The organism is Arthrobacter sp. Soil_N43 (genome assembly GCF_057655195.1).
In genome coordinates this window covers 1-12814 of the sequence record NZ_JBDGML010000013.1, presented here as the reverse complement: position 1 = coordinate 12814, position 12814 = coordinate 1, and the positions used below count along the sequence as shown (strand labels likewise).

Sequence of the window (12814 nt, the reverse complement as noted above, 5' to 3'; positions counted from 1 at the left end):
AACACTCGCCCGAAGGCCGCCGCGGGTTCTTCACCAGCTTCGTGATGACCGGCTACGCCTCAGGCATGGTTCTGTCCACGGTGGTGTTCATCCCGCTGGCAGCCCTGCCCGAGGCGCAGCTGCTCAGCTGGGGCTGGCGTGTCCCGTTCTGGCTGTCAATCCTCGTCCTGGCCGTGGCGTACTGGATCCGCACCCGGCTGGAAGAACCGCCGGTCTTCGAGGAAATCGTGGAGCATGACAAACCCCGGTCCCTCCCCGCCGCGGCAGTCCTCAGGACGCAGTGGCGCGACGTCCTGCGCGTCGCCGTAGTGATGCTCTTCTCCGTCATGCAGACCACGTTCACCGTCTACGCACTGGCCTACGCCACTGGCCCCGCTGTGGGACTGGACCGGACCCTGATGCTCACCGTCAACGCCGTGACCATCGGCCTGTCCATGGTGACCATCCCGTTCGCCGGGATCATCTCCGACCGGATCGGCCGCAAAACGGTCCTCCTCGTGGGCGCCGCGGGCTGCGCCGTCACCTCCTTCGGGTATTTCTGGTCCATCAGCGAGCAGAATGTGGTGCTGATCTTCCTTTTCGGCTTCCTGAACATGTCCGTCTTCTACTCCTGCTGGAACGGTGTCTGGACCGTGTTCTTCCCGGAGATGTTCCCGGCTGAAGTCCGCTACTCCGGCATGGCCATCGGCAGCCAAGTAGGCCTGATCCTGGCCGGATTCACGCCCGCCATCGCCACCCTTCTCGCCCAGCCGGGTCCCGGCGGCTGGATTCCGGTAGCGGGCTTCACCGTCTTCTGCCTCCTGGCCTCGTCGATCGCCATCATGACCGCCCGCGAAACGTACAACGTCCCGCTGGAGGACCTTGGCCAGCCCCGCCGCTGAGCCAACGCTCTACCCAAGCGCCTGACCCATGCAAATCCCAGAAATCACGCACCACCGAAAGTTGGCCATCCCATGACCCCTTCAGCAGCCCCCCGCATCTTCCGCGTTGGAATCGCCGGTTGCGGCGCCATCTCCCGCAACCACCTGGAAGCGTTCAAGTCCCTGGACAACGTCCGGATCGTGGGCGTCTGCGACGTAGACGAGGGGCGGGCCCGCACGACTGCACGGACATGGGATATTCCGGCGGCGGTAACCACCGTCGACGAACTCCTGGACCTGGACCTGGACATCATCTCCGTGTGTACGCCTCACCCCACCCACGAAGCCGTGGTCCTGAAAGCGGCTGCAGCCGGCGTCCACGTCCTGTGCGAGAAGCCCATTGCCACCAGGTTGGAGGCTGCGGAGTGCATGGTGGCGGCGTGTGAGGAAGCCGGAGTCCGGTTCGGGGCGCTCTTCCAGCGCCGGTTCTGGCCGGCGGCGCAAAAGATCCGGACCGGGATCGACGACGGCACCCTCGGCCGGCCCATCATGGCCCAGTGCTCGGTGATGCTGCACCGGGCCCCGGACTATTACAACCGGGACGCCTGGCGCGGTACCTGGGAGAACGACGGCGGCGGGGTACTAATGTCCCAGGCGGTCCATCAGATCGACCTGCTGCAGTGGTACCTAGGCGACGTCGCCGAAGTCTTTGGACGCGTCAACACCTACCGGCACGGTGACTACATCGAGGTGGAGGACTCAGCCACCGCCGTTATCACTTTCACCTCAGGTGCCATGGCCACCGTTGAGGCGACAACCGCTCTCACCACCAACCTTGGCATCCAGTTGCGGATCACCGGGGAGAGCGGGGCCTCGGCCTCGCTGACCGAATTTCCGGAGGGCAGCGAAGGCCGTCTGGACCTGTGGGCTACGGACGGCAAGATCCAGGAGGAGCTCGTCCACCCCGAAGGCGTTGAAGCCAACGTCGATCTCTCCATGATCAACGGACAGCTGATCCCGTTCCACACCATCCAGGTCCGCGACTTCGTTGAAGCCCTGGAAAGCGGCCAGGAACCCGCGATCACCGGAAGGGACGCACTGAAATCACTGCGGATCCTGCTGGCAGTCTACGAATCTTCCAGGACCGGCCAGCCTGTCAGGTTCGCTCCGGTGGACGGGTTTGCCAAGTCCCGGGTTGGAATCCCCACGCTTGTCCCCGCCGGGGTACCGGCTGAGGCTGGGGTCTAGACCATGACAGCACAACGCCATGCAGCCCGCCCATTGATCCTCGGCCGCAACGGCCGCACTCCCAAGACCCTGCGGAACCGGCTCGCTTCAGCACCGATGGAGCGGAACTACGGCACCTCCGCCGGCTTCATCACCGAGCAGTACATCGACTACCTGGTAACCCGCGCCCGTGCAGGGCTTGGAATGGTCACCACCGAAGCAACATTCGTACGGGCCGACGGCAAGGGCCGGACCCACCAACTGGGCCTCCACACCGACGACATGATTCCAGGCCTGCGGACACTCACCGACGCTCTGCACGCCGAAGGCGCACTGGCCGCCGTTGAACTTAACCACGGAGGCCGCACAGCCCAGGCCGCAGTGTCCGGATTCAAGAACGTGGCACCCTCACCGGTCGGATGCGAAGTGGCGGGCGGGGAAATCCCGGACGAACTGACACGGGAAGGCTGCCTTGAGCTGGTCGAGGCCTACGCCCAAGCCGCCGGGCGGGCAGTTGCCGCCGGGTTCGACGTCATCAACATCCATGGCGCCCATGGCTACCTCATCCACCAGTTCATGTCACCCATCTCAAACCACCGAACCGACGAATTCGGCAATCCGGAATACTTCATGAACCTCGTCATCGACGCCGTCCGTCAAGCCGTACCGGACACCATCGTGGGCATGCGCGTCTCCGTGCTGGAAGGCCCGGCTGAAGGCATCACCGCGGCAGGCCAGCTGGACATCATCGGCAAGGCACACCTGGACAAACTCGATTTCCTGGACATCTCCGCCGGCAGCTACGAAGCCGGCGAATGGATCGTGCAGTCGGGGGAGTGGAAGCCCGGCGTACTGGCCCGGTACGCCAAGGAATACAAGCGCTTCGGTCTTCCGCTGGGGATGGCAGGGCGTCTCAACTCTCCGGCCATCATTGAGGAGGTCCTGGGCGAGGGCACCTGCGACTTCGTGAGCCTTGCCCGGGCAATCCACGCAGATCCGGCCTTCGTGGGCGGTGTCCTGCGGAATGAGCCCTACCGCCCCTGCATCGCCTGCAACGTCTGCATCGACAACCTTGGCCTGGGCCAGGTCACCTGCAGTGTCAACCCGGCCGTGGGACGTTCGCGCGTCCCGATGCCGACGCCCAAGGTGCGCGCGGGCTCCCGAGTCCTGGTGGTCGGAGCCGGTCCGGCGGGCCTTACGGCCGCCCGAGAACTCGCCCAAGCCGGCGCCCGCGTGTCAGTGCTCGACGCCGGCACCCGCCCCGGCGGCCAGTTTGCCGTTGCCGAACGGATGAGATCCACGCCCGACTTCCACCGCTTTACAGATTGGTCCGCGGGCGAAAATGCCCGGCTGGGCATTGAAATGCACCTCGGCGTCCGGGCTGACACATCCGACGTCGGCGCCCTGGCGCGCGAACACCACGCCGATGCGGTGGTCCTGGCCACGGGAGGGGACCGGTCCGGGGCATCATTCATCGGGACAGACTTGCCGCAGGTGATGGACATCCGCGATTGGCTGGATGCACACCCCGAAGCTTTGCAGGGAGGAGACGTTCCGGAGGCACTCACGATTTGGGGTGCAGATTCCGTAGCCATGTCCGTAGCCGACACTCTGGCCTCCCGCGGCACAGCAGTGCTGCTGGTAGGCCCTCAGGAGGCCATCGCGCCGGAATCCGGACGGAGGGCAAAGATTCTGGCGGTGCCCCGGCTGACCTCCAACCCGAATGTTCGCCTGGTCCTGGGCTGCAGCATCGAGGAATTCAACGGCCAGCAGGTGCGCATCCGAGCTGTCACGGCCCCTGACCAACGTTCATCCGCACTGGCCGAAGGCACGGTCGCCCCTTCGGCCATGCAGGAGGACCAATGGCTGGAATCCCCGGGCCCGCTGTTGATCTCCCGGTCTGTCCTGCCCCTGGCCGCACCGCCCACCCACGAGGAACGCGACGCCGCCCTGTCATCGTCGGCGGGCGTGCCTGTCACCCTCGCCGGCACCATGGTCGACCAGTCGCCAGCCATTGTTTCCAACGCCGTGAAGAGCGGGTACGACGCCGCACAACGGGTGGCCGCCGCGCTTGCCGTCACACTTCCTGCCGGCCCGCCCGCCCCCGCAGAGGCTGCCCGCTTTGCCCTGAACGGAGCCACCTCGTGACTACTACTGCAACGTCTTCGCAAACCCCGACGCGCCGCGTCGGCCTCGCCCAGCTTTCGCTGGTGGGCACCGCCCCGCCGCAACTCGTGAGCATTGCCGCCGAAGCGGGCTTCGACTTCATCGGCGCCCGCGTCCGTCCGGTCACGGCCACGGAGCGGCCCTACGACCTGCAGCCCGGCTCGCCCATGCTGAAGGAAACGATCGTGCGAATGCAAGACACGGGAGTGACCGTTGAGGATATAGAGTTCCTGCTCCTGGACGGAACCGACCAGCGGGCAGCCTGGCTGCAGATGCTGGAAGCCGGGCAGGCTCTGGGGGCCCGGACCATGACGGTAGCCTGTGCGGACCCCGACGCCTCCCGTTTCGCAGACACGCTGGCGCAGCTGAGCCAGGACGGCCGCGGCTTCGGAATACTGCCAACGTTGGAGCCGATTTCCTACCAGGTGGTCCGCTCAATCCCTGACGCTGCCGAGCGCGCTGGGCAGGCAGGAATCGGGATCGTGGTGGACTCGCTGCACTTCCACCGCTTCGGCGGCACGCTGGAGGAGTTGAAAGCGTGCACTTCGCTGGTGCCGCTGCTACAGCTGTGCGACGGTCCCGTTGCAAGCCCTGCCAGCCACGCGGGCTTGATCCTTGAATCGCGCTCGGAACGGCAGGTTCCCGGTGAAGGGGAGTTCGATCTTGCCTCCCTGGTGGCGGCGGCCTTTCCGGCAGATCTGCCCGTCAGCGTGGAGACGCCCTCAGAGCGCCGTGTCACAGAACTCGGTGAAGCGGGCTGGGCCCGAATGCTCAAGACCGGTGTCGACGGTGTCCTGGCGTCGGCGGCCGGACTGCAGAGGGCAGGAACCCGATGAGCAGCCTGCCCCAGAGAGCGACGGCGGAGATCGCCCCGGGCGTCCACGTTCCACTGATCGGGTTAGGCACCTGGCCAATGGTGGGGGAGGACGCCACCGATGCCGTGGCGCGTGCAATCGGCCATGGGTACCGGCACCTAGATACTGCCGAGAAGTACGGCAATGAAGACGCAGTCGGGGAAGGCCTGCGCCGCAGCGGTGCTGCCCGTGACGAGATCTTCCTGACCACCAAGTTCAATAAGGACTCACACAGCAGGAGCGGCGTCCGGGCAGCTTTCGGCGCGGCGGCAGGCCGGTTGGGCGTGGATTACCTCGACCTTTTCCTGGTGCATTGGCCAAACCCCGGGCAAGGCAGGTTCGTGGAGGCCTGCGAAGGCCTGCAGGAACTGGCCGAAGAAGGAAATATCCGTTCATGGGGCGTATCAAACTTCACCCCCGAACACCTGCGGCAGGTGGAGGCGGCCGGGCTCAGCCCTGCTCTCAACCAGATCCAGCTGGACCCGGAAACGGGCCAGCGGGAACAGCTTGCCTTCCACCGCCAGAATGGCATAGTCACCGCCGCCTATAGCCCGCTGGGCCGCAATGGCGGGTTCATGGACTCCCCGGCCATCACGGTCCCGGCGGCGGAGCTTCAAGTAACTCCTGGTCAGGTTGTGCTGCGGTGGCATCTCCAGCATGGCCGCGTTGCGATCCCTAAGTCTGCTGACGACAAACGCCAGCAGCAGAATCTCGATGTCTTCGGATTCTGTCTGACGGAGCCGCAGATGGCTGCCATTGACTCCCTCGACCTGAACCGCCCTCCGCGCCTCAACCCCGACGAATACGGCCACTGACATGACACGCATGGAGAACGACATGAACACCCCAGAAGGACCCGCATCCGCCCACAACCCGCTGGAAGCCAGCAGACGCGTTACCGACTGCGACGTGCTGGTGGTTGGCTCGGGTGCAGGCGGCCTGTCCGCCGCCGTAACAGCCGCCTACCACGGTCTTAAAGTCATCGTGGTGGAAAAGGCGGCCGTCTGCGGCGGGGCAACTTCCTGGTCCGGCGGCTGGGCATGGACTCCCGGCAGCCCCTTCGCCAAGGCAGCAGGAGTCAACGAAGATAGGGAGACTTTCCGTACCTACCTGCGCCACGTCCTCGGCACCGACTACCAGGCCGAAAAAGTTGACGCCTTCCTCGAGGCCGTCCCGCACATGGTGGCCTTCTTCCACAACAACACGTCGCTGCAGTTCGTGCCGGGGACCAGAATTAACGACATCTACGGCGACCAGCCCGGCGCCGGAACCGGCAATCGTTCCGTCGGCCCCAAGCCCTTCAATGCCCGGAACCTAACTCCCGAGCTCCGGGCCAAGTCCCGCCACCAGCTCTATGAAACATCGTTTCTGGGAATGGGAATAATGGCAGGACCTGACCTGGCCAAATTCCTCTCCGCCTCGCGCGGAAACCCCAAAGGCCTCCTCCACGCTGGATGGCGCTTCGGACTCCACCTTTTGGACCTCCTAACCCACAAGCGGAATATGCAGCTCGTCAACGGAACAGCTCTCACCGGCCGGCTGATGAAGTCGGCCGACGATCTAGGAGTTGAAATCCGAGTCTCCACCCCGGTCACCTCGCTACTGACCGACACCGGCGGAAGGGTGAATGGCGCCGTCGTAAGTTCACCGGAAGGTGAGTTCGCCATCCAAGCCGCCCGCGGCGTCGTGCTCGCCACCGGCGGCTTCCCCCATGACATCCGGCGGCGCCAGGAACTCTTTCCCAAAGCCCCCACCGGACGCGAACACTGGACTCTCGCACCCAAGGAAGCTTCCGGCGACGGAATCACCCTTGGACAGTCCGTGGGGGCCCGCTTCAAAACCGGTATCAAGTCTCCGGCTGCCTGGTGCCCTGTCTCCCTGGTTACCTACCGCAACGGCTGCACCGGGGTTTTTCCGCACATCATGGACCGCGCCAAACCCGGCAGCATCGGAGTCCGCAAGAACGGGAAACGGTTCGTCAACGAAGCCAACGGATACTACGACTACGTCGAAGGGCTCCTCGCTGCCACCCCGGAGGGCGAGACAGTCGAGTCGTGGCAAATCGCTGACAGCAGATTTGTCCGCAGATTTCCGCTCGGAATGGCAAAACCGCTGCCCGTTCCATTGTTCCCCTACCTCCGGTCCGGATACCTGAAGAAGGGCAACACGATCGAGGAACTCGCCCTCGCCTGCGGCATTGATCCCGCAGGCCTGCTAGAAACAGTGGCACGCTTCAACGACGACGCGCGACGTGGAGTTGACCCCGATTTCGGGAGGGGCGGAACCCCATTCAACCGCTACGGGGGCGATCCCGCCCAGAGACCTAATCCGTCTCTCGGCCCCCTCGAGAAGGGGCCCTTTTACGCGGTTCGGGTGGTGCCCGGCAGCTTCGGCACCTTCGCCGGTTTGGACGCCGACGTGCGCGGCAGGGTGCTGTCCGAAGCCGGAGTGCCCATTCCCGGGCTGTACGTCGCAGGGAACGATCACTCCAGCGTCATGGGCGGACATTACCCCGCTGGCGGCATCAACCTGGGCCCTGCCCTCACCTTTGGTTATATCGCCGGCCGTGATCTGGCCCGGGTAAGGGCGTATGAGGATGATGGGGCCTTCCCGGAATATTCAGATGCGGGAGCAAGCTGAGCACCCGCAGCGCAGCGGCGGGGGGTCAGGTCGGCGCGGCCCCCAATGCTCGCGATGCAAATGGCTGAGACTCGACGCTGCCCCTCATGACCGGGGGAGTAGACAGGGAAGGTCCCGGGATTCCGTGCGACCAACCTCCCCCTAAAAACTCCTGCACCGGGCCCCCGGCATGAGACGGGGCCCGCTCAGTCCGGATCGGATGCCCAGTCTGCGGTCCTGCTCGGTGGCAGCGCGCTGGTGGCTCCGACAATTCTGCTCAGGCACTTCGCTGCAGTTATCCCTTTTCCCGTCGCAGTCGGAGCTGTCTACTGGGTTTTGCGCTACCGCAAGCGAGGCGAGGGGACAAGTAGCTACGGTTTGGGGAAGGGCCGTATCAGCGTGAATCAACTTTTACTGGCACCCCTGCGTATCAAGCTGGAGCGTATTCTGATCTCCTTGGCTGATGAGCCTTTATCAAGGAAGTGGCACGACCGACGGCCGCAGTAGGGGGAAATGTGTGGGTTGACGACCAAGGCGTGTGTCACACCGTTGCGTTGCCGGAACCGACCGAACTGATGTCGGAAGTCTTCCTTCAGAGTCTCAATCAGTTGGTGTCCCGGGGTCAGGAAGATGTTGCTGAGGCCATGTTCAACGACCAGTTACGCTTCTATGAGGAACGGACAAAGTTGCTGGTGCCGGACTCCAATGAAGCTGAGTTCGTGGGTCTTTCGCCTCCCGTAGACCTTCTGGCTGCACCATTTGAAACACTCGCAGAACTGCGGCGGCTCCTGTATGAAATTGATGATCGATGGCGTCTGGATGCTTTAGCTGCCATCGAAGATTACCTGTCATAGGCGCCGGAGAACCAGACAATGTCAGGCCGCATCCAAGGCGCGATCAAGGCGGGTCGTTTCTTGCCACGCACGGATGGGGCGAGAGTTCTTAGTTTCCGAATGAAGCCGGACCCCACTGGGTCAAGACCGCCGGTCGACATATCTGGACCAGGGTTCCCCTGCAACATCTGCGTGGAGGAACGCGACCTGGTAGCTGTAGCCGAGTGCGTCCGCGACCAGTGGTGGCGGTGTGGCGGCCAGGTGTTCGTCCAGGGCGGTGTTTCGTGCGCCGAGCAGTTCAAGGCCGAGGCCTCGGAGTCTGTCCATGATGGTGTTTGGGTGGAGGTGTTGGCCGGCTCGGGTTCCGGGGAAGAGCCAGGGGCTTTCCGTGTCAGATGCTGTTCTGAGGTTGGGGCGGTTCTGAAGGTGCTGGCTGAGGAGTTCCGCGAAGGGCTCTGGTACCGGTACTGGATGCGTGCCGAAGGAGATCCTGATCGCGCCGGTGGCGTCGTCGATCCCGACTGCGTCGGTCCGGAGCCCTGCCACCCGGACAAGGGGTTGGGCATAGAGGAGGAGCAGTGTTCCGGCGACTCTGTAGGGCAGGGATTCGCTGGTGCCTGTGAGCAGTTCCCGTAGCCAGGCAAGGCGTTGTTCCTGCGGGATGGCGGGTCGGTCTTTAGCGGCATAGTGGCCGATTTCGACGCGCATGTTCGCTCCGGTCTTCTTAGCGAAGACGAAGAAGGTCCGGATGGCTTTCCTGGTGGTCGGCCCGGTCGTGAGCCAGGTGTCCACGTCCTGCTGGGTGCAGGTGGCGGCGGTGCGGTTGTGGGTTTGCCAGAGCCAGTTGAGGAACTTGATGGTCTCGGTGATCTCTTGCTTGGCGGAGTGCACTGGACGTTGGGCCGTTTTGTCTGGGGTTGCCATGGCGCGGATGCGGCGGAGGTGGTGCCATTTGGCGAAGTGCTCGACGGGTTTGGCCACTTCGGCGGGCAGGGGGCGGAGCTTGTCGTCGATCCAGGTTTCGAAGCGGGTCAGATAGGGGTCCTGATAGGGGAGGAGCCCGTGATGAACGAGTATTGCCCGGAGGTGGTCGGCCGCCCGTCCCGCCGTTTCCCGGTGACTGTCGAGGTCTTCGTGGGTCAGGGGAGTCTGCCCGCTCGCAACGGCCGTCAGGAGTGTCTGGACCTTGGCCGAGCGTTTCCACGTGATGATGCTTTCCGGCCGGTCAGCTTGGCAGAGGACATCGACAATGCGGTTTGCCGTTGTCGGATCGGCTAGATTCGTAAGCAGCAGGGCGGTGAGGTCGTCCCTGAGTGCGCAGCGGGCGCAGATGCCGCGGCGGTAGAACTCACCTTCGTGGCTGCAGCAGGCGCAGTGGAAGTCATGAAGGATGCCGGCGCATGGAGCGCAACGGGGTCCTCCCTCTTGCGTGGGCGGTCCGGGGAGCAGTCTGTGCTGCCTGCAGTCGGGGCAGGTGCCGTGGGTGCGGGTCGCCACGGTGAAGCAGGGACCGCAGATCTTGCCTTCCGGCCAGGTTGCCCTGGTCCTGCCGGCGTTGCGGCCGCACCGGGCGCAGTGGACGGAGCCGGTCGTGCGGGGCCGCCCGCGGACGGTGTTCCGCGGCGTGAGCCCTTCCGGGAGGTCAGTGGTCATCTTCGATGATGCGGGCGCGGCGCGGGCGGACGGTGCGGTTGAGGTCCACCACGTTGGGGGAATTGGCGGTTCCCGTCTTGCGCGCCCGGACATCGGCGGCGGTGACGGTGATGAGGTCTTCCGGGCCGCAGGAGAAGATGTCGCAGATCGCCGCGATGACCTGCAGTGCGACCCGTTCGGGTTTCTGGTTGACTATCCGGTAGACCTGTGGCCGGGACAGGATGATTCCGCGCTCGGCCAGCAGCGGGATGAGATCGGTCGTGTTGTGAAGCCCCCGGGCCGCCATCAGCTCGGAGAGCCGCCACGTGTATTCGACTTTGCGCTTCATCGCCGGCCTCCCGACTGTTTGCCCAGGGCCTGGTCCATCGTGCGGTCCAGGGACGCCCGCAGGGTGGCGTTGCGGAAGTCGTCGCTGACGAATTGGTAGATTCCGGTGGTTGACGCGTACTCGTGGCCCATTTGGTATTGCACGAATCTAGGATCCCATCCGGCTTCCAGTAGGTGTGTGGCGTAGGAGCGCCGCAGGGAGTGCAGGTCCAGCCCATCCGAAAGTATTCCCAGCTCATCGAGATAACGCCGGAGGCGCCGCAGGAGGGTGGATTCGACGATGAGTCCGCCGCGTTCGCTGGGAAAGAGGTCCAGGGTGTGAAGGGTTCCGCGGCCGTTGGCGAGCCAGTCCTCAAGGACGCCGGCGGTCCAGTCGAAGACCGTCAGGACGCTGCGGGGCTTGGGCGGTGATGCCCTGCGGGATTTGCCGAACCGGACCTTGCAGACACCGTATTTCCCGAACTTGCGCGCGTGCGGGTTGGTTGCGAAGTCGACGGTCTGCAGATGCCGCAGCTCGTTGAACCGCAGCCCGTAGGAATAGGCGACCTTGAGCATCACAGCGTCGCGGTAGGCTGCCTGCCAGCCCTTCTTGCCCGAGGCCTCGATGAGTTCGACCTCGTCGTCGGCGTGGTCGAAGATCCGCTGTAGCTCTTCCCGGGTGAAGGGACGTTTGGAGGGGCGGCCTTCGAATTCCTGCACGTGCGTGGAGGTGTTCCACTCGTAGAAGACCTGGGCCGGATGCGTGCCGAAGCGCTGCTCGCAGACCCGGTCCCAGCCGTAGTCGGGGTTGGCCACGTAGGAGGTGAAGTGGCGCAGCGCGGACTGGTGGGCGCGCAGCGTCGAGTGGCTCAAGTGCCGGATCGAGCGCAGGTCCCCGAAATACTCCTCGACATGGGCGGGCGTCCAATGCCACGGAAATTCATTCACATGGTCCACGAACCTGCGGACATACCTGATGCGCTGGTCAATCGTGTCGAACTTCAGGTTGCGCGATAACTGCTGGTTGCGCCAGCCATCGAGCATGTCGTCGAAGGTCTGCTGCTCGGGATGGAGCAGCTGGACCGAGCCCAGAAGCCGGACCCGGCCTGATCCATCGACTGTCATTTTGCCTCCCGAACCCGCTTCAAAATCTGAATCAATGATTCATTAGATGCATCATAACAACAAATCTGCAGGTCAGAGGGCCTCTTTTCTGTCGCCTGGCTCGTTGGCGCGGAGCGCCGCGCTATGGCTGCCGGCATCGATCGGCCTCGGCGAAAACCCTTGAATGCCGCGCCATAAGAGCCCATCAGACACGTGGTGCACAACTCCGCGGAAGAGGGCCTGAATGATTCATCTGATGAGATACGCAGAGTACTACTTTACATAATGTGCATTATCGGCGTTATGGCGGGTGTCCGGAGAGGGGCCGTGTGGCAACCTCAATCTGTCCCGAAATGCAGCAGCGATCAGCAGTCCAATCCATTGTCTTATCTGACCTTCTCGTTAAGAATGAAACCCATGACGGTCTACGTGCGAGCCCTCGAGACAGCTGTTCCGCCGACGAAGCTCATCCAGACTGAGGCGCGGGACGTGTTCGCGGCCCAGCCCGGGCTTACAAGGCTCGGATCCCGGCTCGTTGCCACTTGCTTCGACTCGGCCGCCATAGACACCCGCTACACGGCGGTCCAGGAACTGACGCTGGATTCACGCTCCGACGACCCAAAATTCTTCGATCCGGCCACAGGCCTGCTGCGGAGCCCCAGCACGAAGGAACGCAACGATCTGTTCGCCCGGGAAGCCACGAAGCTCTTCATTGACGCCGCCACCTCCGCCGTCGCCAACTGTGCGGGCATCGATCCACTTGACATAACTCATCTCATCACGGTCTCCTGCACCGGGTTTTTCAACCCGGGCCCTGACTACAAAATCGTCCGGGCGCTGGGGCTCAACCCGGCGGTACAGCGCTACCACCTGGGATTCATGGGATGCTACGCGGCGTTCCCCGCGCTCCGGGCAGCGAAGTCCTTCTGCGAGTCGGACCCCGACGCGGTGGTCCTCGTCGTGTGCGCGGAGCTCTGCTCGCTGCACGTCCGCACCTCCAACGATCCAGACACCATCATGGGCTCGGCCCTCTTCGCAGACGGCGCCGCCGCCGCCGTCGTGACCGCACGCGAAGCACCCGAATCAGAGACGCTCCTGCAGCTGGACCACTTCGAAACCGTCCTGACCCCGGTGGGCGAGGATTCCATGGCATGGAATATCGGCGACGAGGGGTTCGAAATGGTGCTGGGCA

Annotated in this window: 11 protein-coding genes; 8 read left to right on the top strand and 3 right to left on the bottom strand. The window is 64.1% G+C overall.

Features of this window, described 5'->3' with window-relative positions:
* From AC3A3W_RS00410 to AC3A3W_RS00380, 7 genes are all read left to right on the top strand, one after another.
* Positions 1–881, top strand: an 881-nt coding sequence (locus tag AC3A3W_RS00410; RefSeq protein WP_487439922.1) for an MFS transporter, incomplete at its 5' end; no start/stop codon positions are given.
* A gap of 72 nt (positions 882–953) precedes the next feature.
* On the top strand, positions 954–2108 hold the full coding sequence (locus AC3A3W_RS00405) for a Gfo/Idh/MocA family protein (RefSeq protein WP_487439921.1): 1155 nt from the start codon (positions 954–956) through the stop codon (positions 2106–2108).
* Between the two features lie 3 nt (positions 2109–2111).
* Positions 2112–4235, top strand: a complete 2124-nt coding sequence (locus AC3A3W_RS00400; RefSeq protein ID WP_487439920.1) for an FAD-dependent oxidoreductase — start codon at positions 2112–2114, stop codon at positions 4233–4235.
* Positions 4232–5089, top strand: coding sequence for a sugar phosphate isomerase/epimerase family protein (locus AC3A3W_RS00395; RefSeq protein WP_487439919.1), 858 nt, complete (start codon positions 4232–4234; stop codon positions 5087–5089). The genes AC3A3W_RS00400 and AC3A3W_RS00395 overlap by 4 nt, the downstream gene beginning before the upstream one ends.
* Positions 5086–5922, top strand: coding sequence for an aldo/keto reductase (locus AC3A3W_RS00390; RefSeq protein WP_487439918.1), 837 nt, complete (start codon positions 5086–5088; stop codon positions 5920–5922). The genes AC3A3W_RS00395 and AC3A3W_RS00390 overlap by 4 nt, the downstream gene beginning before the upstream one ends.
* A 22-nt stretch (positions 5923–5944) precedes the next feature.
* Positions 5945–7747, top strand: a complete 1803-nt coding sequence (locus tag AC3A3W_RS00385; RefSeq protein WP_487439917.1) for an FAD-dependent oxidoreductase — start codon at positions 5945–5947, stop codon at positions 7745–7747.
* Positions 7748–8241: 494 nt separating this feature from the next.
* A complete protein-coding gene (locus AC3A3W_RS00380) occupies positions 8242–8580 on the top strand; it encodes a hypothetical protein (RefSeq protein ID WP_487439916.1) in 339 nt (112 codons plus the stop codon).
* A 120-nt stretch (positions 8581–8700) separates the two neighbouring features.
* Here AC3A3W_RS00380 and AC3A3W_RS00375 read toward each other — a convergent pair whose 3' ends face one another.
* The 3 genes from AC3A3W_RS00375 to AC3A3W_RS00365 are packed head-to-tail and all read right to left on the bottom strand — an operon-like array spanning position 8701 to position 11643.
* Positions 8701–10212, bottom strand: a complete 1512-nt coding sequence (locus AC3A3W_RS00375; RefSeq protein WP_487439915.1) for a recombinase XerD — start codon at positions 10210–10212, stop codon at positions 8701–8703.
* The gene (locus AC3A3W_RS00370; RefSeq protein WP_487439914.1) at positions 10202–10540 is read right to left on the bottom strand and encodes a helix-turn-helix domain-containing protein; all 339 of its coding nucleotides are present in this window, start codon (positions 10538–10540) and stop codon (positions 10202–10204) included. Before AC3A3W_RS00370 ends, AC3A3W_RS00375 begins: the two co-directional genes overlap by 11 nt.
* On the bottom strand, positions 10537–11643 hold the full coding sequence (locus AC3A3W_RS00365) for a tyrosine-type recombinase/integrase (RefSeq protein WP_487439913.1): 1107 nt from the start codon (positions 11641–11643) through the stop codon (positions 10537–10539). Before AC3A3W_RS00365 ends, AC3A3W_RS00370 begins: the two co-directional genes overlap by 4 nt.
* Before the next feature lie 396 nt (positions 11644–12039).
* On the opposite strand from AC3A3W_RS00365, the gene AC3A3W_RS00360 reads away from it, so the two are divergent.
* Positions 12040–12814: type III polyketide synthase (locus AC3A3W_RS00360; protein ID WP_487439912.1), on the top strand; the 775-nt coding region annotated here is incomplete at its 3' end.